This window comes from uncultured Peptoniphilus sp., from assembly GCF_946998875.1.
In the GTDB taxonomy this organism is placed as follows: Bacteria; Bacillota; Clostridia; order Tissierellales; family Peptoniphilaceae; genus Peptoniphilus_A.
In genome coordinates this window covers 38359-62208 of record NZ_CAMQAY010000003.1, presented here as the reverse complement: position 1 = coordinate 62208, position 23850 = coordinate 38359, and the positions used below count along the sequence as shown (strand labels likewise).

20 protein-coding genes are annotated in these 23850 nt (G+C 33.3%); 17 read left to right on the top strand and 3 right to left on the bottom strand.

From position 1 onward, the window contains the following. The first annotated feature begins 31 nt into the window (after positions 1–31). The 9 genes from ybaK (at position 32) to ppsA (ending at position 10598) form a co-directional block, all read left to right on the top strand. Positions 32–502 carry a Cys-tRNA(Pro) deacylase gene (gene ybaK / locus Q0U74_RS02250; protein ID WP_297392484.1) on the top strand — a complete coding sequence of 157 codons (471 nt, stop codon included), beginning with the start codon at positions 32–34 and terminating at the stop codon, positions 500–502. A 2-nt stretch (positions 503–504) separates the two neighbouring features. After that, positions 505–2169, top strand: coding sequence for a phospho-sugar mutase (locus Q0U74_RS02245; protein WP_297392483.1), 1665 nt, complete (start codon positions 505–507; stop codon positions 2167–2169). Positions 2170–2173: 4 nt separating this feature from the next. Further along, positions 2174–3082, top strand: coding sequence for a tagatose-6-phosphate kinase (locus Q0U74_RS02240; protein WP_297392482.1), 909 nt, complete (start codon positions 2174–2176; stop codon positions 3080–3082). Positions 3083–3093: 11 nt separating this feature from the next. After that, positions 3094–3645, top strand: coding sequence for an isochorismatase family protein (locus Q0U74_RS02235; RefSeq protein ID WP_297392481.1), 552 nt, complete (start codon positions 3094–3096; stop codon positions 3643–3645). Between the two features lie 64 nt (positions 3646–3709). Further along, positions 3710–4732, top strand: coding sequence for a DNA repair exonuclease (locus tag Q0U74_RS02230; RefSeq protein ID WP_297392480.1), 1023 nt, complete (start codon positions 3710–3712; stop codon positions 4730–4732). Continuing rightward, positions 4722–6971 (top strand): ATP-binding protein, encoded by a 2250-nt coding sequence (locus Q0U74_RS02225; RefSeq protein WP_297392479.1) that lies wholly within the window; start codon positions 4722–4724, stop codon positions 6969–6971. Before Q0U74_RS02230 ends, Q0U74_RS02225 begins: the two co-directional genes overlap by 11 nt. 7 nt (positions 6972–6978) lie before the next feature. Beyond that, positions 6979–7662, top strand: coding sequence for a metallophosphoesterase (locus tag Q0U74_RS02220; protein WP_297392478.1), 684 nt, complete (start codon positions 6979–6981; stop codon positions 7660–7662). Then, complete coding sequence (locus Q0U74_RS02215) at positions 7662–8195, top strand: class IV adenylate cyclase (RefSeq protein ID WP_297392477.1); 534 nt, start codon at positions 7662–7664, stop codon at positions 8193–8195. Before Q0U74_RS02220 ends, Q0U74_RS02215 begins: the two co-directional genes overlap by 1 nt. Before the next feature lie 54 nt (positions 8196–8249). Then, entirely contained in the window at positions 8250–10598 is a 2349-nt protein-coding gene (ppsA, locus tag Q0U74_RS02210) for a phosphoenolpyruvate synthase (RefSeq protein ID WP_297392476.1), read from the top strand. Between the two features lie 102 nt (positions 10599–10700). Here the strand turns inward: ppsA and Q0U74_RS02205 are convergent, their stop codons facing one another. Genes Q0U74_RS02205 through Q0U74_RS02195 form a run of 3 tightly spaced genes read right to left on the bottom strand, consistent with a single transcriptional unit; the run spans position 10701 to position 12114 of the window. Then, complete coding sequence (locus Q0U74_RS02205) at positions 10701–11012, bottom strand: CC/Se motif family (seleno)protein (protein ID WP_297392475.1); 312 nt, start codon at positions 11010–11012, stop codon at positions 10701–10703. Next, complete coding sequence (locus tag Q0U74_RS02200) at positions 11005–11292, bottom strand: DUF1637 domain-containing protein (protein ID WP_297392474.1); 288 nt, start codon at positions 11290–11292, stop codon at positions 11005–11007. Before Q0U74_RS02200 ends, Q0U74_RS02205 begins: the two co-directional genes overlap by 8 nt. Before the next feature lie 9 nt (positions 11293–11301). Continuing rightward, entirely contained in the window at positions 11302–12114 is an 813-nt protein-coding gene (locus Q0U74_RS02195) for a bifunctional precorrin-2 dehydrogenase/sirohydrochlorin ferrochelatase (protein WP_297392473.1), read from the bottom strand. Between the two features lie 209 nt (positions 12115–12323). Between Q0U74_RS02195 and Q0U74_RS02190 the strand changes: the two genes are divergently transcribed. The 8 genes from Q0U74_RS02190 to gatB all read left to right on the top strand — a co-directional run bounded on the left by Q0U74_RS02190 (position 12324) and on the right by gatB (position 23676). Next, positions 12324–14363 carry an S-layer homology domain-containing protein gene (locus Q0U74_RS02190; protein ID WP_297392472.1) on the top strand — a complete coding sequence of 680 codons (2040 nt, stop codon included), beginning with the start codon at positions 12324–12326 and terminating at the stop codon, positions 14361–14363. A gap of 114 nt (positions 14364–14477) precedes the next feature. Next, entirely contained in the window at positions 14478–15539 is a 1062-nt protein-coding gene (locus Q0U74_RS02185; protein ID WP_297392471.1) for an S-layer homology domain-containing protein, read from the top strand. A gap of 44 nt (positions 15540–15583) precedes the next feature. Further along, positions 15584–16264 (top strand): tRNA threonylcarbamoyladenosine dehydratase, encoded by a 681-nt coding sequence (locus tag Q0U74_RS02180; RefSeq protein WP_297392470.1) that lies wholly within the window; start codon positions 15584–15586, stop codon positions 16262–16264. Positions 16265–16310: 46 nt separating this feature from the next. Further along, positions 16311–18506, top strand: coding sequence for an ATP-dependent helicase (locus Q0U74_RS02175; RefSeq protein ID WP_297392469.1), 2196 nt, complete (start codon positions 16311–16313; stop codon positions 18504–18506). Between the two features lie 10 nt (positions 18507–18516). Beyond that, a complete protein-coding gene (gene ligA, locus Q0U74_RS02170) occupies positions 18517–20514 on the top strand; it encodes an NAD-dependent DNA ligase LigA (protein WP_297392468.1) in 1998 nt (665 codons plus the stop codon). After that, positions 20507–20788, top strand: a complete 282-nt coding sequence (gene gatC / locus Q0U74_RS02165; protein ID WP_019124290.1) for an Asp-tRNA(Asn)/Glu-tRNA(Gln) amidotransferase subunit GatC — start codon at positions 20507–20509, stop codon at positions 20786–20788. Before ligA ends, gatC begins: the two co-directional genes overlap by 8 nt. A 9-nt stretch (positions 20789–20797) precedes the next feature. After that, positions 20798–22249 (top strand): Asp-tRNA(Asn)/Glu-tRNA(Gln) amidotransferase subunit GatA, encoded by a 1452-nt coding sequence (gene gatA, locus Q0U74_RS02160; RefSeq protein WP_297392467.1) that lies wholly within the window; start codon positions 20798–20800, stop codon positions 22247–22249. After that, complete coding sequence (gene gatB, locus Q0U74_RS02155; RefSeq protein ID WP_297392466.1) at positions 22246–23676, top strand: Asp-tRNA(Asn)/Glu-tRNA(Gln) amidotransferase subunit GatB; 1431 nt, start codon at positions 22246–22248, stop codon at positions 23674–23676. Before gatA ends, gatB begins: the two co-directional genes overlap by 4 nt. Positions 23677–23850: the final 174 nt, after the last annotated feature.

Here is a 23850-nt window from a genome sequence, read left to right as displayed (position 1 = left end):
GTAAAATTAAAGTAGATGAAAAGGTGATTTTATGAAAAAAACAAATGCAATGAGAATCCTTGAAGGGGAAAATATAAATTTTGAAATAATCGAATACTCAACTAAGGACGGAATTGGCGGAGTAGATGTTGCAGAAAAATTGGGAGAAGACAAAAATAGGGTCTTTAAAACTCTTGTCACAGAAGCAAAGGATGGCGAGCATTATGTCTTTGTCGTTCCAGTTTCCAGTGAACTTGATTTAAAAAAGGCAGCCAAGGCATCGGATTCCAAAAAAATTGAAATGATTCCACAAAAAAAACTTCTTCCACTGACTGGTTATGTTCACGGAGGTTGCTCTCCCGTTGGCATGAAAAAATCTTTTAAAACTTTTATAGACTCATCAGCAGAGGACTTAGACTACTTTTATGTTAGCGGAGGAAAGGTTGGCATGCAAATTAAAGTAAATCCCGAGGAATTAATTTCTGCAATTGATGGAGAATTTTCTGATATTAAAAAGGAGTAAGTATGTATAGAGATATTTATGAAAAATGGCTTTCTAGTGAAAAGTTAGATGAAAATTTGAAGCGAGAACTTTTAGATATTAAAGATAATGAAGAAGAAATTGAAGACAGGTTTTATAAGGATTTAGAATTTGGAACTGCAGGACTTCGAGGCATTCTAGGAGCAGGCACAAATCGCATGAATTATTTAACTGTAGGAAGAACTGCTCTTGCTCTTTCAAATTTAATAGAAAGACTTGGCGAAGATGCAAAGAAAAGAGGAGTTGTAATAGGTCGCGACATAAGACATTACTCCTACGAATTTTCTATTTTAACTGCAAAAATTTTGGCAGAAAAGGGCATTAAGGTTTACCTCTTCCCAGGCATTGTTCCAACGCCACTTCTTGCCTATGCAATTAGATACTTAAAAACTATTTCTGGCATAATGATCACAGCCTCTCACAATCCAAAAAATTACAATGGCTTTAAACTTTATTGGGAAAAGGGCTCGCAAATTTTATCAGACATTGCTGATATGGTAGAAGCTGAATCACAAAAAATTGACATCTTAGATTTTGATTTTGCCAGCTTAAAAAAATTGGGAGAGTATGAAAATATAAAATTCCTTGGAGATAGGGTCACTAAATCTTTTTACAGAAATACATTAAAACACACTCTTACTGATGATGTGGACAAGGAAATAAAAATTGTCTATACTCCACTTAGCGGCTGCGGCAATAAGTATGTGAGAAAAATTTTAGACCTTCGAGGTTTTAAAAATGTTTATGTAGTGCCTGAACAAGAAAATCCCGATGGAGATTTCACTAATGTGACAAATCCAAACCCAGAAGATCCAAGGGCCTTTGACAGGGCAATAGAACTTGCAAAAAAAGAAAATGCCGACATAATTATTGCAACTGATCCTGATTCAGATAGGGTGGCTGTAATGGAAATGGGCGAAGAGATTTTTAGAATCACTGGAAATCAAATGGGCTTTATCCTTGGAAACTTTATTTTGGAAAGAATTAAGGATAAAAATATAGAAAATGGTGCTCTTGTTAAGACTCTTGTAACTGCCGATTTGATTAAAAAAATCGCTGCAGACTATGGCGTAGAAGTCTTCGAAACTTTAACGGGCTTTAAAAATATTTGCAACCTTGCAAATATTTGGGATGAAACTCGCGAGAAGAATTTTATTTTTGGCTACGAAGAGTCCATTGGCTATGTAATTGGCGACCACATAAGAGACAAGGATGCCATTGGCACATCAATGATTGTGGCAGAGATGGCAGGCTACCTAAAAAAGAGAAATTTAAAAATAAAAGATTATCTGGAAGAAATTTATAAAAAATATGGTTACTTTGAAGAATTTTTAGACTCAGCTTATTTTGAAGGCAAAGATGGAAAAGAAATCATGAAAAAAATCATGGATGATTTTAGAAAGATTGAAGACTTTGAAAAAATTGACGACCTAAAGAAAAAAGTTGACTATATAGATGATAAGGAAAATCCACAAGATCTATTAAAATTTTATTTTGGCGAAGAAACTTGGTTTGCTCTAAGACCATCAGGCACTGAGCCAAAATTAAAAATTTATGCCTATGCAGTTTCTGAAGATAAAGATGAAGCGAAAAGAAAGATAAGCGCAATGAAAGAAGAAATAATGGAAAAGATTGAGGCAAGCAGGTGATTTAATGATACTATTTTGTGACTTTAACCCAAAAATTGTTAGAGAATTTAAATTAAATAATGAGACAGAAAATATAATTGAAAGCTCAAAAATTTATCCCAGCGGCAATGGCCTTTACATGTCTCTTTTTGCAAAAAAACTTGGCGTGGATTCAGAAGTTTTTATGCTAAAGGGAAGCGCTAGGGGTAGAGAAATTGCTCTCAGCCTCAGCCGACTTGGCATTGATGTAAATTATACTGCCCTCAAGGATGAAAATGTTGAAGAAGTTATAATAAGGGGTGCAGATTTTGTAAAAGATTATAAGACTCAAGACCCTAGAATCACTATGGAAGATAGGAACGACATTTTAAATTCCTTTGAAAGAGCCCTTTATAACAAAAAAATTGCAGTGATTCCAAAAATTGATTTACTTGGACTTGACGACGAAATTTACCATAGATTAATTAAAATTTGCTTTAAAAACAATATAAAAGTTGCAGTCAATCCAAAAAATCTCCAAACAATGGAAAAGACTAATCCTTATATTTTAATCTTTGACAAGGATGACATTGAAAAGGAAAAGAATATTAATTACACTGGCGAAGTTATTAACTTCAACAAAAAATTTATTCAAGCTGGAGCTAAAATTGTCCTTGTCAATAGCAAGAGAGCCACAATAATTTCCACAGAGGATAAAAATTATAGGGCCTATGTCAATAAGGAAAAATTAGGAAGAAAAGAATTGACAGAAAAATTTGACACAGAACTATCCCTTGCAGGTCTTGCCATGGCAATTGACAGAGATTACGATTTTATCACTTCAATAAAACTTGCAATAGCCTGTGGAGTGTGGGAAAATTTTGTTGAAAAAGATGTAATTGAAATGAGCGCTATTAAAAAGATTATGAATAGCGTTGAAGTTGAAGAAATTTAAGAGGAGGATAAATGAAAAATTTTCACTTAAATAGAGATAATGTGCTTTTTGCCTTTATTGACATTCAAGATAAACTTTTAAAGGCCATGTATAACAAGGAAGAAATTGTAAAAAATTCTACAATTATGGCAAAGGTGGCAAGCATTATTGGTGCAGAAGCAATTTATACAGTCCAGTATCCAAAGGGACTTGGCTACACCAATGAAGAAGTTAAAGCGCCTTTAAAAGATAAGGAAGAATTTCCAAAGCTTACTTTTAATTCCTATGGCGATGAAGGAATAAAAAATGAAATTGATAGACTTGGTAAAAAACAAATTATTATCTGCGGCATGGAAACACATATCTGCGTTTTCCAAACAGTTAGGGCACTTTTAGAGGCTGGCTTTGAAGTTTTTGTAGTAGAAGATGCTCTTGGCTCAAGGTCAGAAAAAAATACAAAAAATGGTATGGCACAACTTGGCGAAATGGGTGCAGTTATTACAAATACAGAAACAGTTTTATTTGATTTAGCAGGCATTGCTGGTACAGATGAATTTAAAACTTTACAAAAATTAATTATTTAATTGAGGAGCTTCTAAGTGGAGCTCTTTTTTAGTTTCACTGTGATATAATTACTTTGGTGATAAGATGAAAATAATTCACGCAGGTGATTTACATTTAAAAAAATTTTATAAGGGAAGATTACCTCTTGAAGTTTCAAATAAACTTTTAGAGGATACTTGGCGTGCCTTTAAAGACTTAGCTGACTTTTCCAATGAGGTCCAGGCAGATATTTTTTTACTTGCTGGAGACCTATTTGAGAGAGAATTTTTTAATCTAAGGGACTTAAAGAGATTTCTAGATATAATTGAGACCATTAAGGCAAAGGTCTTTGTAGTCTTTGGAAATCACGACTATCTTTCTTCTGACAATTTATTTTTAAAGGTAGATTTACCAGAAAATTTATATATATTTAAAAGAGACTTGGATTTTTATGAATTAAGTGACTTAAACACTAGAATTTATGGAATATCCTATGATAATTATAATTTCAAGAAAGATTTTAGCTCTGTTAAACTAGATAAAAACTTTATCAATATTGGTCTCTTTCACTCTGACCTAAAAGACGAGAGGTACCTGCCCCTTGATGAAAGTTTTATGAGAGAATTTAATTATCTAGCTCTTGGCCACATCCACAAGAGGGGCAAGGTCCTTGACAATGCCTACTACTCTGGCTCACTGATTCCACTTTCCTTTAAGGATGAAGGCAAGAGGGGGATAATTTTTTTAGATGATGAGAAAAAAATCCTTGAATACAAAGATTTCTCTAGGAGAGAGTTTGTAAATCTTGATGTAAAAATAAGTGAAGACATGACTTTTTCTGAAATTTTAAAAAAACTTCAAGACAAAATAGAAGATGACAATCTCTATAGGATTACTCTTAAGGGAAAGAGCCTCCACAAAAGGGAAATTGAAAGTTTTTTGAGAGAAAATCTTTCAGCCTTTTATTTTGAAATAAATAATGAACTGACACAAGCCCTTGAAGGTGACTTTGAAATTAAAGACAAGTATATTCTAGATCTCCTTGACACTTTTTCTAATGAAGAAATAGAAAGAGATGCCAGGGACCTTTCTAGGGAGTACATTTTGGAGCAATATTATGATATTTAAGGAACTTGGGATTTTAAATTTTGGAAAATTTGAAAATAAAATAATAGAGCTTAATAGAGGTCTTAATTTAATTTCAGGAGAAAATGAGGGCGGCAAGTCCACTATCGTTAATTTTATAGATGGAATTTTTTACGGCTTTAGCAGAGACTCTCTAGCAAGAAAAGTTCGCGACGATATTTTTGAAAAATCAAGGCCATGGTCCTCCAATTTATATAGGGGCTATGTGCTTTTAAGTGACCAGGGCGAAAATTATAGGGTGAGTCGAGATTTTGATGCCGACGAGATTTCTATATTAAATATAGAAAATGGCGAAGATCTTTCCAAGGATGAGAGAAATTATTTAAACTCACGAATTCCACAGCCTGGTCTCATATTTTTTGACATGAGCAGAAAGCTTTACAGGTCTAGTTTTTTTATTTCACAGAGATTTTCTCAAGTGGAAGAAGATGCTGCAGGAGATATAAAAAATAAAATCGACAACTTTTCTGTGTCTCAAGATGAAAATCTTGATCTGACGAAGGTTTTGGACAAGATGAATAAAGATTTAAATGACTTGGGTACTAAGAGGAGAAAGGCCTCTGAAATTGGAAGGACCTATGGAGAGCTAGAAAAAATTACAGCTGAAAAAATAAATTTTGCAAGTATAAGGGAAAATTATGAAAAAACTGCTCAAGCTCATAAGGATGCTGAGGAAAAATTAAAGGCTCTTGAAGATAAGATGAGGGGCAGAAAGCTTTTTGAACTCCAAGAATTAAAGAAGAAGTTGAAGAAAAGCCAAGAAGAAAAGATTAGGCAGGATGAAAATTTTGATTTTTCTGACCTTGAAAGGGCCATTGAAATAAATAGGTCTTCTGGACTTTATTCAAGTAAACTTGACGATTTACTTTCCCAAGAAGGCCATATTTTTGAAATTGACGACGACGCAGACCTTGACTACAAGAGATTTAAGGGAATTAAAGAAGAAATTGCACTTTTAAATGAAAATAATTTTTCAAAAGAAATAGAAATAATTTCTGCAGACATAAAAAACATAGAAAAAGTTACCTTTAAATACTTTTTAAAAATATTTTTATCATGTCTTGCAGGTGGAGCCATAGCCTTTCTTTCAATTTACTTTAAAAAATATTTTCTCATAATTTTTTCTATTTTATTTTTCACTTATTCCTACTTTAGAATTGTAAAATATAGAGAAAACAAGGACCTCTTGCATCGCCTAAAAAACAAACTCATAGATTTTAAGAAAAAGTCCATGGATAAAACTATAAAGAAAAAAGAATTTGACAAGGATTTTGCTGAACTTCTTGAAAAATATCAGGCAAGAGATATAAAAACTCTTTCAGAAATTTTAGATGAAAAAAAGGAAGAAAACTTAAAAAATATTTCTAAAAATGAGTACAATGAGAGCTGGAAGGAAAAAAATCATCTTGAAATAAAAGATACTAAAGAAAAAATAAAAAATCTTGAAGCTGAGCTCCTAAAAATTTTTGAAAAATATGGCGTAAAAAACATTAAAGACTTAAAAAATTTATTTTATGAACTTAAGGACTCCAAGAGGGATAAGACAAGTGAATACGAATATAGAATTGAAGCTCTTGAAAGAGAAAATTTAAGTGGCGAAATTTATAATGAAGAGTCCCTAGAATCAATTTCAGATAAAATTAAAGAAGTCACAAGAGAAATTTCAAACTTAGAGGGAATTTTAAAAACTCAGGAAGAATCCTTGGAAAAAATGAGAAGCTTAGAAGAAAAATCCTTTGAGCTTGAGGATAAATTAAAAATATTAGAATACAGGAGAGACCTTCTAGAGCTTTCTATTGATAAATTTGAGGCATTTATAAAGCTAAGAAGAAGGGATACTCTTCCTATTTTAAAAAATAATATTTCAAATTATTTGGACAAGATGACCTCATCTAAGTACAGCGAAATTTTAATTGATGACAGATTTGACATAAAGGTATATGATAAAAATGTTGGCGATTATGTTGCTTTAGATAGGTTAAGCCTAGGCACCATGGATCAAATTTATCTTGCCTTTAGGCTTTCTATTTCAAAAATAATTACTGACAAGAAAATCCCCCTTGTACTTGACAGTCATTTCGACTCATACGATGATGAAAGGCTAAAAAATACTCTTGAAGTCTTAAAAGACGAAGAGCAAGTTTTAATTTTTTCAAGTTCAAATAGGGAAAGAGAAATTTTAGATAAATACAATTTGACATATAATTTAATTAAACTTTGAGGTGTATATGATATTCGCAATAGGAGATCTTCACTTCGATTATACAGAAGAAAAACCTATGGATATTTTTGGAGATAATTGGGAAAATCACGAAAAAAAAATCATTGAAAACTGGAAAGAAGTGGTCAGTGATGACGATTTAGTTCTTCTGCCAGGAGATATTTCTTGGGCTTTAAAGCTAAATACAGCAGCCCTAGACTTAAAGAGAATTGATGAGCTGCCTGGCACTAAAATAATTTCCAAGGGCAATCATGATTACTGGTGGTCTTCTCTAAACAAGATGAACAATTTAGACTTGAAGACTATTCACTTTTTGCACAACAACTCCTTTGAATACAAAGATTATTCCATTTGTGGTACGAGAGGTTGGGCTTCTCGTGATTCTTTTGAATTTTCGGAAGATGATGAAAAAATATATTTAAGAGAAGTCCAGAGACTTAAAAACTCCCTGGATTCCTGTGTAAACAAAAAAATAATTGCCATGATTCACTATCCCCCCTTTAACCAAGATTTAGGTCCCAATGAATTTTCCGAGACTCTCTCAGATTACAAGGTAGAAAAATGTATCTACGGTCACCTTCATGGCAAGGGTCACAAGTATTCCTATGAGGGAAATTTGTTAGGCGTGGAATATGAATTTGTTGCAAGTGACTACTTAGATTTTAAGTTAAAAAAAATTTTGGAGGACTAATGGAAAGAGAAATTGAAGTCAAACTTCTTGATATTGACATAAAAGAGTTTGAAGAAAAAATAAAAGCCTTGGGTGCTGAATTTGTCAAGGAAGAAGACCAAATTAATATTACAGTTAATTCAACGGCACATAAAATTTATAAGAAGCAAGGCTATCTTAGAATTAGGATTGCAAAATCTGAGGGCCAAGAGAAAAAATATTTTACCTTTAAAGAAAATATCTCTGACATAAAGGTTAGGGACAATATAGAACACACTACTGAAATAAATAGTGTGGAAGATTTAATAAATATTTTAAAATGTCTTGGCTACGATAAATTTCACAAGGGCTACAAGAACAGAAAAAAATACAGTTTAAATTCCCTTGTAATTGACATTGACACTTGGGATGAAGACACTTATCCAAAGCCTTATGTGGAAATCGAAGCGCCAAGCATGGAAGAAATTTATAGCCTTGTAGATGAACTTAAAATAGATAGAGAACATGTATCCACAATGTCTATTGATGAACTTAGAAAATCTTTAAAAAAATAGTGTGACATATATAATTAATGTGTTATAATATTTTTAGCAAATAAGGAGGAGCTTATGTCTAAGTATAATTATATTAAATGGTTTGATGAAATTGGTAAAGAAGATGTAGGAATTGTCGGAGGAAAGGGTGCAAACCTTGGGGAACTAACTAGTTTTGGACTACCTGTGCCTCCAGGATTTTGTGTCACTGCAAGTGGATACACTAAATTTATTAAATACGCAGAACTTGACGAAGTTGTAAAATTTTTAATGGAAGCTGTAGATGTTGAAAATGTTGATGAACTTACTAATGCTTCAAAGGAAATCCAAAAGAAAATAAAAGAAAAAGAATTTGACCCAGAACTAAAAGATGAAATTTTATCTGCTTACAGAGAATTTTCTGAAAATATTGGAGTTAAAGACCCAGAAGTTGCAGTTAGATCTTCAGCTACTGCAGAAGATTTGCCTGACGCATCCTTCGCAGGACAACAAGATACTTACTTACACATCTCTGGCGAAGAAGAACTTTTAAACCACATAAGAGATTGCTTCGCATCACTTTGGACTTCAAGGGCAATTTATTACAGAGAAAAACAAAATTACGACCACTTTGATGTTGCTCTTTCAGTAGTTATTCAAAAAATGGTTAACTCTGAAAAATCTGGAGTAATGTTTACAGCAAACCCTATTAACAACAGCAAGGATGAAATGATGATCAACGCAAGCTACGGACTTGGAGAAGCTGTTGTTTCTGGAATTGTAACTCCTGATGAATATATTATCGACAAAAAAACTAAAAAAGTTATCGAAAAAAATATTGCCGAAAAAGAATACATGGTAATAAAAAATGAAAATGGTGTTGGAACTAGAGTAGTTAATGTAAAAGATATCTTAGGAGCTGATGCAGTAAAGGCTGAAGCACTTTCTCCTAAGGAATTAGACACTCTTGTTGAAAGAGGACTTAAGGTAGAAAAACTTTACGGCTCAGTACAAGATACTGAATGGGGCTTTGACAGAGACACTAAGGAATTTTATTTCCTACAATCAAGACCTATTACAACTCTTGGCGACAAGGAAGAAAAGGAAGAAAAATTAATCACTCTTGTTAAGGGTCTTCCTGCTTCTCCAGGAATAGGCAGAGGTAAAGTTAAACTTATAAAGGACATTTCAGAAATCAACCTTGTTGAAGAAGGTGATGTACTTGTAACTGCCATGACTAACCCAGACATGGTTCCTGCAATGAGAAAATGTGCTGGAGTTGTTACTGACGAAGGCGGAAGAACTTGTCACGCAGCTATTGTTTCAAGAGAACTACAAATTCCATGTATAGTTGGAGCAAAAACTGCAACAAAAACACTAAAGACAGGGGACACTGTAACAGTTGATGCAGTAAGAGGCATTGTCTATGAAGGTGAAGTTCTAAAGGAAAAAGAAGAAAAGAAATCTCCTGACTCTCCAAATGTATCAAGTATTGCAAACCTAGATGAACTTAGAAATCTATTTGCACCAACAACTGCAACTAAGATTTACATGAACCTTGGCGAACCAGAATTAATTGAAAAATATAAAAACTTGCCAATGGACGGCATTGGACTTATGAGAACTGAATTTATTTTCACAAATATGATTGGTGCTCACCCAATGTATTTAGTAAAGACTGGTCAAGGCGACTTAATGATAGATAAACTTGCTGAAGGAATTTCTAAAGTTGCACAAGCAATTTATCCAAAGAATTTAGTTGTGAGAACTTCTGACTTTAGGACAAATGAATTTAGAGGTCTTAAGGGTGGAGACGAAGTTGAGCCTATTGAAGCTAACCCAATGATTGGTTGGAGAGGCGTTTCAAGATATATTTCTCCTGAATACGAAGAAGGCTTTAGACTTGAATGTCGTGCTATTAAAAAAGTTAGAGAAGAATATGGACTTACAAATGTAATTGTAATGCTTCCTTTCGTAAGAACTCCTGAAGAACTTAGAGTTGTAAAGGGAATTATGGCTGAAGAAGGTCTAGTTCAATCTAAAAACTTTAAGATTTGGATTATGGCAGAAGTGCCAGCAGTAGTTCTTCAAGCAGAAGAATTTGCAGAATTAGTTGACGGATTCTCCATTGGCTCAAATGACTTGACACAACTTGTAATGGGAGCAGACAGAGACTCTGGCGTTCTTAACAACATGGGCTACTTTGACGAAAGAAATGACGCAGTTAAAATTGCTCTAAAGACAATTATTGACGCAGCTAACAAAAAGGGAATCACTTGCTCAATTTGTGGACAAGGACCAAGCCAATATCCAGAACTTGCAGAATTTTTAGTTGAATGTGGAATCACTTCAATGTCAGTAAACCCTGACACAGTTGAATACACAAGAAGACTTGTTGCAAGTGTTGAACAAAAAATTATTTTAAAGAAACTTAGACAAATGTAAGCATAAATAAAGAAGGGCCTCATGGTGACATGGGGCCTTTTTTATATGCCTTAAATCATAATAAAAATAAAAAAATCTGCTGAAATAATCAGCAGATAAAATTTAAATTATTTTTTTGTAGTCCAAAAAATTTGACACAAGAGATTTTGTAAAGATAAGGTTCACTAAGTCTATAGTACACAAGTCATCTTGAAACTTTAGGGACTTGTCAATATTTATTTTAAGACCATCTTCTTCAAAAACATTGTGATCTCTTTCTCTCCTTCTAGGGCTACCAATATAGGTGTCAGAAGTAGGCATGCCACTTCCACAACATTGTTTTGATGTAATTAAGTCCACAGTAATTTCTCTTGCCTTTTTTTCAGATAAAAAATTAAGAGCATCATCTGTAATTTTAATTCTCAAATTACTCATCCTTTTTTATGAGAGTTACAAAAAATTCGCTTGGCTTAATAGCTTCAATGGCAATATAATTTTCACCATCAAATTTTAGAACTTTACCTGGTTCAAACTCTCTGTCTTCTTCATCATTTAATATAACTTTAATTTGACCCTTAACAATAGTTACAAGTACAGTAAAACCAGGGTGATTGTGCTTGTCAATAGTTTCGCCAGAGGCTAAAACTTTTTTCACTAGAGTAAATTCTTTTTCACTAAAAACTTTTCCGGCCATACTTCCTACATAACCAATCATTTTATTACCTCATTTCTTAAATTTATCTAAATCGTGAAAACTTTCCAAATTTAAATCGCTTCTATCAAGATCTTTGTCTCTTGAAAAGTTTTTTGCATCATCTAAATTCTTTTTTATAATTTGATCATCTTCTAAGCTGCTTTCTTTTTCGAGGCTTATTTCGCTGCCCTTTTCAATGTGATTAATTAAATCTTCAGAAGATTTTAAGTCCTCAATTTTATATTCAGGCATCTCTTCTAAGAAAGTTGAAAGATTTATAGTTTCAGATTCATAGAGCTTGCTGATGATTTCGTCAATGTTTTGTGAATTTTTGCGGACAAGTTCAGACCTTATTTCACTTAAAATATTTAATTTTTCCAAATTGTATTTTTGAGAGAATTTCTTTAAATCTTCAAAAATTATATCTGTAATAGTTGGATTGAGCCTTGAAGAATTTAGTGAAAAAGTAAGTGGTCCTCTTTCTACTGATTTATTTATGGACATAAGTGATTTTGAAAAGATGTCAAATCTTTGGTAAATCATATTTCTTGCACTTGCTCTTTTTTCCAGTGCTTCGTTAAGCTCAAAGTCCTCTGTGGCAATGAGCACATAGTCAAATCCCATAAACTTAAAATCCTTTTCAAGTTCATGTTCCTTTAACTTAATTTTGCCATCAGACTCTTCAGATTTTTTTACTATGTCTTTAGTAAAGCTGTCTGCAATCATATATATTTCCGCTTCAGTATCTATTACCGATTTAAGTGCAGATAGGGCAAGGAAGCCTCCACCTAAAATTAAAATCTTTTTCTCAAAGGTGTCAAGACTTACTGGTAGGTAACGCATAATATCACTCCTTTATAAAATTAAATTTATTTACAATAATATGTAAGCTTAGCTTAATTATACCAAATATTAGGACTTTTTAAGCAAATTATTACATTTATTATAACTTTTCACTACTAATTTAATAAAATTTTAATATTTCTAAAATATAATGGGTATATTATGTGTTATAATAAACTAAACAGGCTATAGAAAATGGAGGTTTTATAATGAAATCTAATAATTTAAAAAGAGCAGCTGTTCTTGGTTTTGCAACAATTATGCTAGTACCAAGCGCAACTTTTGCAAAAGAGTTTAAGGATGTAAGAAAAGACAATAAATATGCTTGGGCTTACAATGCAATTGATGTATTAAGCGACAAGAATGTTATCAGTGGACATCCAGATGGAGAATTTAAACCAGGAGATTCAGTTTCACTTGAAGAACTTTTACAACTTATTAAACAAGTTCTAAATCCAAGTGCTGATGAAATAAAAACTGCTAAAGAAAAATATTCAAAAACTGCTAAGGACAATGGCGTAAATTCTTGGGCTGAAGATGCTATTTGTTTGGCACTTCACAGAGGTTACTTAAATGAAAGTGCCTTAAAGAAAGCTTATGAAAGAGGATTCTTTAAAATTAATGGAAGAGAATATCCAAGCAGAAGCGATATTGCAATTTTCTTTGCAAGAGCACTTAACTTAAATGCAAATGGCAACACTACACTTTTGAGACATAAAGATCAAAGCACTATGAGCGACAGCTTGAGAGGATACTTAGCTTCCCTTATAGAAGCAGGCATCTTCACATCAACTGGTTCTGACGGAAAATTCGAAGGAGATAGACCTATTACACGTGCAGAAACTGCAATAATCACTAAGGCATCCTTTGATTATGCAGCTAGAAACACAGTAAGCTCAAAAGTTGAAAAGAAAAAAGGAACTGTAATTCTTTCTTCTAAGCTTAACAATGTCAATGTAATTATCATTGAAGCAGATAAACAAAAATATTCCTTTGACCTTGACAACAATACTAAATTTAAGTTAAAGGACAAAGACATCAAGCTTGAAGACATTAGAGCTGGTCAAGAAGTAGAAATTGAATATACAAAGAGTAATTCTGTTGACAGAGAAGGCACTGCAAAGACAGTTACTGTTACAAATGCAATGCTTGACATGGTTGGATATGTAAACTCTAAGGGAACAAATGAAATCACTCTTAGATATAGAGACAATTCAACATCAATTGACTTCAGAACAACTTCAAAAGTTTCAACTTCTGACACTAAGACTTTCACTCTTGATTCCAATGTTAAGATTAAAGCTTATGGTAAGGATTTAAAACTTGCAGATGTTAATGTTGATGACCTTGTTGAATTTAAGACAAATTCCGACAATAAAATAACTGAAATGACAGTATTTCCTAAGGAAGCTCAATTAAAGGGAAAGATCACTTCTCTTGACACTTCAAATAAGGATAAGGCTTCTTTAAAAATTAGACTAAAGGACAATAAGGATTACGAATTCTATATTACTAAGGAAACTAAGGATTTAGATAGAATTACTTTAAATGACGAAGTAAATATTTTTGTAAATTACAAAGTTGTAAAGGGACTTGCTGATAGTGAGAGAAATGGATATGTTATGGGAACAGTTAGAAGAGTTGCTTTAGACGAGACACCTTTTGATTTTGACAGAAGAACATCAGACCCATATATTGATCTAGATTTGATTAATGGAGGAACTAAAACTTTCTATTTAATTAGACGACCTATCATTAGAGAGGGTAATAATATACTGGAAAATACAACTAATAATGAAAAATATTTAAGAGATAAAGATGTAAACCTTAAACTAAATGAAAGAGGAATGGTTGAAGAAATTATAATTGTAAATAGAGATTTACAATTTAATGCAATGTTCCAAGTAATTAGATGTCAGAGAGCTATAAATCAATTAAACACTTATGATGTTAAATTGAAAGTTTTACAATCTGATAATTCAAAGTTAAAACCTGGTGCTACATTTGATCAACGATTTGAAGGTTCTGTTTCAGTATATGATGTTTTTTTAGCAAATGGTTATTTGTATGATAATTCTCAAATAAATAGTTTAAGTATTGAAAAAATAGTGGGCAACACAAGTTATGAATTAGATGAGTATAAGGGAATATCTTATAAAAGAGACTTTTTATCTTTTGATCAAATTAAAAATAGATCCACAGGATATTATAATGGATATTCAAACAGTGGTGTAGTTCAATATAGATAATTAAGACTTTTAGAAGCCTCAAATGGGGCTTCTTTTTTTAATGCAATCATTGAATTGATATAAAAGATTTTTTAAAAATACAAATTATGATATAATTTAGGGCGGAGTGATAAAATGAAAAAGAAATTTATAGCTATAGCTTTAAGTGCCCTACTTTTATTTGCACCAGCAAGTATTTTTGCAAAGTCTTTTAAAGATTTGAGCAAAAATGGCAAAAGTGCTTGGGCATATGAATATGTAGAAGAGCTATCTAAGAAAAATATTTTAAAGGGTTACGAAGACGGAAGCTTTAAACCAAATAATCCTGTTAGCTTTTTGGAAATTATGCAAATTTTAAAGACTGTTTTAAATCCTAGCCAAGATGAAATAAATTCAGCTAGGGATGCTTATTTTGAATTTGTTAATGCCAATGGAATAATAGACTGGGCAAAGGATGCAGTTTGCTACAATCTTTACCAAGGCACAATTACTGAAAAGACAATAACAAGCGCTCGTGAAAAGGGATTTTTGGAAAATAAAGTTTATCCAAATAGAAATACAATTGCAGTTTATTATGCAAGAGCTTTTAAGCTTGAAAAAAATACAGACACATCGAATTTAAAATACAAGGACATCAATAATATTAATGCCCTAACTATGAAGTATCTTCCAAATCTTATTAGTGCAAATATTTTTACTAGTACAGGTTCTGATGGCAACTTCAATGGAAATTTTGCCATAAGAAGAAGTGAAATTGCAGTTATTACTTCAAGAGGTCTTGCCTATGTATCTGCCAACCTTGATAAGGTTAAAAACAGTGGAAATGCCCCTGCTGGCGAAGATTTGCTGGTAAATAATAGTGAAAATAAAGTTCCTGAAGAAAAGAAAAATAATGAGGCTAATAATGCCGGAAATAATAATTCAATTTTAAATAATGAAGAAGTTAAAAATAATACAGAAGATTTAAAGGCTGCTGAAGTGGGCACTATGGTCAACTTCAAGGGTGAAGTCGTTGAATTAATTGATGGCGGAAGTGTAAAATATATTAGGGTAAAGGTTACTGAAAGCGACTCAGATAAATTTGGACCAGGCAATATTATAACTATCAACACTTTTAAGGCTCATAAGCTAAATGACCTTGTAGAAGGTTCTGGAATTTTTGGCGAAAATTCTTTGACAAATATTAAATTAAAGTAATAAGAAGGGCTGTTTTATGACGGCCCTTTCAAATTGGAGGAAAATTGGAATTTTTAAGTAGAAGTGAGAGAATGCTCTCAGCTGATGATATAAAAAAAATTAATTCAAAATCAGTTCTAGTCTTTGGGCTAGGTGGCGTTGGCGGCTCCTCAGTTGAAGCCCTTGTCCGTGCTGGCATAGGAAAAGTTGGCATTGTGGATGGCGATGAATATGAAATCACAAATGTAAATAGACAAATTTTTGCAACTACAAAGACTCTTGGCATGAGAAAAGTAGATGCCTGCCAAGAAAGACTTTTGGAGATAAATCCTGAAGTAAAGATAAAAAAATATGATTTATTTGTAACAGAAGAAAATATAGGGGAAATTGATTTTGAATCCTACGATTATGTTATAGATGCCATTGACACAATTACTTCTAAACTTTTAATAATAAAGGCAGCACATGAAAAAAATATAAAAATAATTTCTGCCATGGGTGCAGGCAATCGCCTTGATCCTACAAAATTTGAAGTCCTAGACATTGAAAAGACAAAGAATGACCCAGTGGCAAGAATTATGAGAAAAAAATTAAAAGAGATGAATATAAAAAAATTAAAGGTAGTTTGCTCCAAAGAAATCCCAATAAAGACAGGAGACAGAACTCCCGGTTCAATTTCTTTTGTGCCGCCTGTTTGCGGTATGGTTTTGGCTTCCTATGTGGTCTCTGATATCTTAAAAAGTTGAAATGATAGCGAAAAAAACATATAATAATTAGCAGTAAGGAGAAGTCATGGATATAAATACTTTAAATGATAAACAAAGAGAAGCACTTTTGGCGACAGAAGGTCCCCTACTTATTTTAGCAGGGGCTGGCTCTGGTAAGACCAAGGTTGTAACTTCAAAAATCGCATACTTAATCGAAGAATTAAAGGTGCCTTCATGGAAAATTTTGGCAATAACTTTTACTAATAAGGCTGCCAAGGAGATGAAGGACAGGGTTCAAAAGCTAATTGACAGAGACATCTCCTCAATGTGGATAGGAACTTTTCACTCAATTTGTGTGAGAATTTTAAGAAGAAATATTGAAAGAATTGGCTATAATGGAAATTTTACTATTTACAATAGGGATGATCAGATAACAGTTATAAAGGAAGCTATTGCTGAACTTGCTATTGATAAGGATATGTATAAGCCAAGGTCAATTGTAAATGATATTTCAAATATCAAGGGCGAAGGCCTTAGTCCAATTGAATACATAGAAGCTAACAAGGACAATTTTTTTAAGGAAAATCTTGGCAAAATTTATGAGATCTACGAGAAAAAACTTAGAAAAAATAATGCCCTAGACTTTGACGATCTTTTAATAAAAACTGTAGATATTTTAAGGTCTGAAGAAGATGTTAGAGATTTTTATAGGGACAAGTTTGAATATATTTTTGTTGACGAGTACCAAGACACCAATAAGATTCAGTACGAGCTAATAAAATTAATTGCAGGTAAAAATCCTAACCTCACTGTAGTTGGCGATAATGATCAATCCATTTACAAGTGGCGTGGTGCCGATATCAACAATATTTTAAACTTTCACAAGGACTTTCCTGGTGCAAAAATTGTAAAGCTTGAGCAAAATTATCGTTCAACACAAAAAATTCTTGATGTGGCAAATGAGGTCATTGGATACAACACTACGAGAATTGACAAAAATCTTTGGACTGCAAGAGATGAAGGGAAAAATGTAGTTTACCGAGAGTTTCCTCACTCAAATGAAGAGGAATATGGCGTTATCAATAAAATTATTGCCCTAAATTATAAGGGCGAAGAATTTAAGGACATGGCAATCCTTTATAGGACAAATGCTCAGTCAAGAGGTTTCGAAGAAGCCCTTGTGAGAGAGAGGATCCCCTATAAAATCGTTGGCGGACTAAAATTCTACGACAGAATGGAAGTAAAGGATGTTCTTGCCTACCTTCGCGTCTTAAATAACACTGATGATAATGTAAGCCTTTCTAGGATTATAAATAGACCTAAGAGGGGAATTGGAGATACATCTCTAGCTGATTTATTAGACTATGCAGATAATAAGGGACTTTCACTTTATGATGTAGTGACAAATATTGACAAATTTGAAGACTTAAATCTTAGGGCGAGAAAAAATATTAAAGATTTTGGCAGTATTTTGAAAATTTTAAAGGAGAGGGCGGGGAATCTTTCTATTGGAAAACTTTTTGAAGAGGTTTTATATGAAAGTGGCTACGCTCTTGACTTAAAGAATCAAAATACAATTGAAGCAAAGACAAGACTTGAAAACATAGAAGAACTCCACTCAAACATAATGGAATACGACAGAGAGGGAGTGGAGCTTGCGGAATATTTAAATACACTTTCTCTTTTATCAGATGTTGATAAAACTTCAGAAGACAGCGGAGTTAACCTCATGACAATGCACGCTGCCAAGGGACTGGAATTTGGCACAGTATTTTTAGTTGGACTTGAGGAAGGACTTTTCCCAACAAGCAGGGCTCTTGAAAGTGATGAAGAAGTTGAAGAGGAAAGAAGACTTTGTTATGTAGGTGTAACCCGTGCCCGCAACAATTTATTTATTTCATCTTCAAGGACTCGTTCCATGTATGGCAAGCTCACTCCTGCAAAGAGGAGCAGGTTTATTGGAGAAATGGGCGACAAAATAGAAATTATTGAAGATAAAAGTAGAGAATTACTTGAAATTCGCGATTACAACGAAGGCAATACTTCAGTCACTAGACCTAAAAAATTCTTTGGCATGGACAAAAAAGTTGAGACAAGTAAAAAATCAAGTGATGGAAAAAATATAAATGTTGGCGACAAGGTTAAGCACAAAATTTTTGGCAAGGGAATGGTAGTACAAAAGAAGGAAAAAAATGGCGACTACGAAGTTGTTATTTCCTTTGATAAAAAGGGCTTAAAGAGGCTAATGCTTTCTGTTGCCCCTATAGAATTAGTTGATTAGTTGGTGAAATATGGATGATAAAATAAAAGAAATGGATAATCTAATTGCTGAAATCGACAAATTAAATTACCATTACTATACCTTAGATGAGCCACTGCTTTCTGATGCAGAGTACGACAAATTATACAACAGGCTCGTAAATCTTGAAAATGAAACAGGGACAGTTTTGCCCTATTCTCCAACAACAAGAGTTGGCGGTGCAATTTTAGATAAATTTGTAAAGCACACTCATCTTGCTAGGCTTTACTCCATGGATAAGGCTCAGGGAGACGAGGCACTTCTCGCTTGGTACAATAGAATAGAAAAGTTTGTGAAAGATTATAATTTAGATCATGTAAACAAACTTCCAGAGCCAGAATTTATTGTGGAATTAAAGTTTGATGGTCTCACAATTAATTTAACTTACGAAAACAAAAATCTCGTAATGGCATCTACTAGGGGAAATGGAATAATTGGCGAAGAGATTTTAGAGCAAGTTAAGACAATTTATTCTGTGCCTCTTAGAATTTCTTATCCAGGTAAAATTGAAGTTCAGGGAGAAGGCTTGATGCCTCTTTCTGAGCTTAATAAGTACAACAAAAACAATGAAGAAAAATTAAAAAATGCTAGAAACGCAGCAGCAGGTGCTCTTAGAAATTTAGACCCAAAGGTGACAAAAGAAAGACACCTAACAGCCTTTTTCTATAATGTTGGCTACACTGAAGAGGACTTATTTAAATCTGACGACGACATAAAAAATTTTTTGAGAGAAAATAATTTTAAAGTTTCCAAATATAATTTTAAGCTAAAAAAATACCAAGAAATCATAGATAAGATCCGCGAAATAGGAGATAATAGAAACAAGCTTGATATTTTAATTGACGGAGTTACCATTAAGGTCAATGATATTGAGACTAGAAAAGCCTTGGGCTACACAAATAAATTTCCTCGCTGGGCAGTTGCCTATAAATTTGAGGCAGAAGAAATTTCCACAACTCTACTTGATGTTGTGTGGAATGTTGGAAGGACTGCCAAGGTAACCCCATCTGCAATACTTGAGCCAGTGGACATTGGCGGCGTAACAGTAAAGAGGGCAACCTTAAATAATTATGACGACATCCTAAAGAAAAAAGTTAAAATTGGTTCGAGAGTTTTAATTAGAAGGTCAAATGATGTAATTCCAGAGATACTTGGAACTTTACCATCAGACAATAAAACTCGTGAAATTGGAAAACCAAAGACTTGCCCATATTGTGGGTCACATTTATATCAAGATGGAGTCCACATCTTCTGTCCTAATACACTTTCTTGCGTGCCACAACTTGTGTCAAGGCTTACACATTTTGCATCGAGAGATGCCATGAATATTGATGGCTTTAGCGAAAAGACAATTGAAAAATTAATGGAGACAGTTGACTTAAAAGAAATTCCTGACATTTATAAATTAAAGTACGAGGACATCATAAAAATTGAAGGCTTTAAGGAAAAGAGGACTAATAATCTTTTAAGGGCAATTGAATCATCAAAGAGTCCTCATCTCTCAAATTTTATTTACGCACTGGGCATACCCAATGTTGGAATAAAGACGGCGAGAGATTTGGCAAATCACTTTAAAGATTTTGATAAATTAAAAAATTCTAAGGAAGAAGAATTAATTACCATTGGCGACATTGGAAATATTACAGCAAAGGAAATTGTAGAATTTTTTAATGATGATAGAATTGTTGGCGCTGTTGATGAACTTTTTGAACTTGGTGTAAAGCCAGTTTATGAAGATGATGGTGATAAGCCTAAGCCACTTCTTGATAAGACAATGGTAATTACTGGTACACTTGATCTTCCTAGAAAGGAACTTGAAGAGAAATTAATTTCTCTTGGAGCAAAGGTTACCGGGTCTGTCAGCAAAAAGACAGACTATGTAATAGCTGGCGAAAATCCTGGCTCAAAGTATGACAAGGCTCAGTCCTTAGATATAAAAATCTTAAGTTTAGAAGAACTTGATAAATTAGTAGGAGGTTTAAATGAATAAAGAAGATATAAGGCATATTGCAGATATTGCTCAAATTGATTTTTCGGAAGAAGAACTTGACAAATTTGCGCCAAGCTTTGATGAAAATATTGAACTTGTAAACAAAATTAAGGAAATTGACACTGAAGGTGTTGAAAAAGTTTTTCAAGTTAATGGAACAGAAAATAATATTCGTGAAGATAAAACTGGAGAGTCTCTTTCCCAAGAAGAGGCACTTGAAAATGCCGCTACTAAAAAATACGGTTATTTTAAACTTATTAAGTTTGTAGATTAGGAGGGACTCATGACTTTTAGCAATTTAAGAGCCTGGGAAATCGCCCAAGGATATAGAAATAAAGATTTTTCTTGCCAAGAAGTTACAAGAGAATTTTTAGATAATATAAAAGAAAAAGATGGCGAAATTAATGCCTACATCACAGTTACAGAAGACATGGCTATGAAGAAAGCAAAGGAAGTTGATGAAAAATTTCACAACAGAGAAGAGGTATCTCCTCTTGCTGGCGTGCCAATTTCTATTAAGGACAATATTTCTGTAAAGGATGTAAAGATGACTTGTGCATCAAGGATGCTAGAAAATTACACAGCGCCTTATGATGCAACTCTTGTTAAAAAAATAAAAAATAATGATGGAGTGATTCTTGGCAAGGTAAACATGGACGAATTTGCCATGGGAGCTTCAACTAGAACTTCTTATTTTGGAGTTACAAAAAATCCACTTGACACTACAAGAGTTTCTGGTGGATCATCAGGTGGCTCAGCTGCCTCTGTCAGTGCAGATATGGCAGCAATTTCTATTGGTTCAGACACAGGTGGTTCTGTTAGACAACCTTCAAGTTTTTGTAAAACTGTGGGCATGAAGCCAACTTATGGCTCTATTTCAAGATTTGGAATGGCATCAATGGCTAACACCTTTGACCAACCAGGTGTCATTGCCAAGGATGTAAGAGACCTTACAATGATGTTTAATGTAATTGAAGGTCGCGACGAAAGAGATGCAACTTCTGTGGGAAACCCTGGACTTAAATACGACTTTGACTTTTCTGATGACGCTATAAAAAATCTTGAAGGCAAAAAATTTGCCATACCAAAAACTTATTTGGACATGGATTTAAATAAGAGAGTAAGGGGAGAACTTGATAAAGCCATTGAAGTTTTAAGAGAAAATGGCGCAAAGGTAGAAGCCTACGACATAGATTCTCTTAATCACACTATAGAAACTTATAATATTTTAGTAAATGGTGAAATTGCATCAAATTTGGCTCGTTTTGATTCCATTCGCTATGGTCACAGAACTGACAAAAAATTTGACACAATTGAAGAAATGTATCGTGCATCAAGACAAGAAGGCTTTGGCGAAGAAGTTAAGAGAAGAATAATGATTGGAACTCATATTCTTTCCATGGAAAATGCCGATGAATTTTATTACAAGGCTTTAAAGGTAAGGGGACTTATAAAGAGAGATATGGACAGGATGTTTAAGGATTACGACTTTATGATTTGTCCAACTTTCCCAGTTCTTCCTTTTAAAATTGATGACGACATGAGCCCAATTGAAATGTATCAAGCAGACTTATTTACAATTCCTGCAAACATGGTTGGCTCTCCATCAATTTCACTTCCAATGCCAGCAGGTGAAGATGGCCTTTCTGTTGGAATTGAATTTACAGCAAAAAGATTTAAGGATAAAGATTTACTTCAAGCATCCCTTGTTTTCGAAAGGAGTTTAAATAAATGAAATATAAAACAATTGTAGGTTTGGAAATTCACGTCGAACTTTCCACAGAGACAAAGGCTTTTTGTTCATGCAAGAACTCCTTTGGAGATGAACCAAATACAAATGTGTGCCCAGTTTGCTTGGCACTGCCTGGTGGTATGCCAGTTTTAAATAAAAATGTTGTAAACTATACAGTAATGGCTGGTACTGCCTTTAACTGCAAAATTAACAACAAATCAAAATTTGACAGAAAAAATTATTTCTATCCAGACTTAACTAAGGGATTTCAAATAACACAAAATGACAATGCAATTTGCACTGAGGGCTATCTTGAAATTGAAAGTGATGAGGGAAAGAAAAAAATAGGACTTTTCCAAATTCAAATGGAAGAGGATACTGCCAAGAGCCTTCACACTGAAGATAACGAAACTCTTATGGACTACAACAGATGCGGCGTGCCCCTAATTGAAATTGTAACTAAGCCAGACATATCAAGTGGTAAAGAAGCTCGTGTATTCCTTGAAAAATTAAAATCAACTTTAAGATTTTTAAATATTTCTGACTGCAAAATGGAAGAAGGCTCCCTAAGATGTGATGTCAATGTAAACATTAAGGACATGGAGACTGGTGAGAAAACTGCCATAACTGAAGTTAAAAACCTTAACTCCTTTAGGGGTGTTGAGAAGGCAATAGACTTTGAAGTTGAAAGGCACATTAAACTTCTTGAAAATCATGAAAAAGAAATTAGAACTACAAGAAGATGGGACGATGCAAAAAATGAAACTGTCCTTATGAGGGTGAAATACACTGCCAGCGACTACAGATTTGCACCTGAAGGAGATCTTCCAATAGTTCACATTACTGACGAAGAGATAAAAGAAATTGTAGATAAAATGCCAGAGCTTCCAGGTCAAATGATTGAAAGATTTGTAAGAGATTATGGCATTACAAGAGAAGATGCAGGAGTCCTTGCATCATCAAGAGAACTTGCAAAATTCTTTGAAACAGTGGCAAGTGACTTTAAGGACTACACACTTCTTTCAAATTGGATTCAAACAGAAATTTTAAGAAGAGTTGAAATTTCTGATGATGAAGAATTTAAACTTCCTTTTGCCAATGAAGAATTTATTGAACTTTTAAATTCAATTAAGACCGAAAAAATCAGCAATAATGCTGGCAAGAAAGTTCTTCGTCAAATGTTTGAAACAGGAGAGGGCGCAAAGGAAATCATTGATAAGCTTGGACTTGTTCAAATGACAGATACTTCTGCAATTGAAAAATTTGTAGATGAAGTCCTTGACGAAAATGAGCAGTCAATCATTGACTTCAAAGAAGGAAAGGACAGAGCTCTTGGATTTTTAGTTGGACAAGTAATGAAAAAATCAAGAGGAAAGGCAAATCCAAAAATTGCCAATGAAATGCTCGTAAAAAAATTAAAGGAAAGATAATTTAGATTAAGGTGTCAACTTGGCACCTTTTTTTATTTGTCTGTAAATTTTATGACTTATAAAAAGATTTTTACAAATTTTTAAAAGTATTGATATAATTATGTCATGTAAGTATAAATTTAATTTGTGATTATTAGCCTTAACAAAGCTGTCATTAAATATTCACAAACCTTT

What these genes read in the sequence shown, in the direction of transcription:
- ybaK (WP_297392484.1), top strand. Translation starts at nt 32, where the DNA reads ATGAAAAAAACAAATGCAATGAGAATCCTTGAAGGGGAAAATATAAAT.
- Q0U74_RS02245 (WP_297392483.1), top strand. Translation starts at nt 505, where the DNA reads ATGTATAGAGATATTTATGAAAAATGGCTTTCTAGTGAAAAGTTAGAT.
- Q0U74_RS02240 (WP_297392482.1), top strand. Translation starts at nt 2,174, where the DNA reads ATGATACTATTTTGTGACTTTAACCCAAAAATTGTTAGAGAATTTAAA.
- Q0U74_RS02235 (WP_297392481.1), top strand. Translation starts at nt 3,094, where the DNA reads ATGAAAAATTTTCACTTAAATAGAGATAATGTGCTTTTTGCCTTTATT.
- Q0U74_RS02230 (WP_297392480.1), top strand. Translation starts at nt 3,710, where the DNA reads ATGAAAATAATTCACGCAGGTGATTTACATTTAAAAAAATTTTATAAG.
- Q0U74_RS02225 (WP_297392479.1), top strand. Translation starts at nt 4,722, where the DNA reads ATGATATTTAAGGAACTTGGGATTTTAAATTTTGGAAAATTTGAAAAT.
- Q0U74_RS02220 (WP_297392478.1), top strand. Translation starts at nt 6,979, where the DNA reads ATGATATTCGCAATAGGAGATCTTCACTTCGATTATACAGAAGAAAAA.
- Q0U74_RS02215 (WP_297392477.1), top strand. Translation starts at nt 7,662, where the DNA reads ATGGAAAGAGAAATTGAAGTCAAACTTCTTGATATTGACATAAAAGAG.
- ppsA (WP_297392476.1), top strand. Translation starts at nt 8,250, where the DNA reads ATGTCTAAGTATAATTATATTAAATGGTTTGATGAAATTGGTAAAGAA.
- Q0U74_RS02205 (WP_297392475.1), bottom strand. Translation starts at nt 11,012, where the DNA reads ATGAGTAATTTGAGAATTAAAATTACAGATGATGCTCTTAATTTTTTA.
- Q0U74_RS02200 (WP_297392474.1), bottom strand. Translation starts at nt 11,292, where the DNA reads ATGATTGGTTATGTAGGAAGTATGGCCGGAAAAGTTTTTAGTGAAAAA.
- Q0U74_RS02195 (WP_297392473.1), bottom strand. Translation starts at nt 12,114, where the DNA reads ATGCGTTACCTACCAGTAAGTCTTGACACCTTTGAGAAAAAGATTTTA.
- Q0U74_RS02190 (WP_297392472.1), top strand. Translation starts at nt 12,324, where the DNA reads ATGAAATCTAATAATTTAAAAAGAGCAGCTGTTCTTGGTTTTGCAACA.
- Q0U74_RS02185 (WP_297392471.1), top strand. Translation starts at nt 14,478, where the DNA reads ATGAAAAAGAAATTTATAGCTATAGCTTTAAGTGCCCTACTTTTATTT.
- Q0U74_RS02175 (WP_297392469.1), top strand. Translation starts at nt 16,311, where the DNA reads ATGGATATAAATACTTTAAATGATAAACAAAGAGAAGCACTTTTGGCG.
- ligA (WP_297392468.1), top strand. Translation starts at nt 18,517, where the DNA reads ATGGATGATAAAATAAAAGAAATGGATAATCTAATTGCTGAAATCGAC.
- gatC (WP_019124290.1), top strand. Translation starts at nt 20,507, where the DNA reads ATGAATAAAGAAGATATAAGGCATATTGCAGATATTGCTCAAATTGAT.
- gatA (WP_297392467.1), top strand. Translation starts at nt 20,798, where the DNA reads ATGACTTTTAGCAATTTAAGAGCCTGGGAAATCGCCCAAGGATATAGA.
- gatB (WP_297392466.1), top strand. Translation starts at nt 22,246, where the DNA reads ATGAAATATAAAACAATTGTAGGTTTGGAAATTCACGTCGAACTTTCC.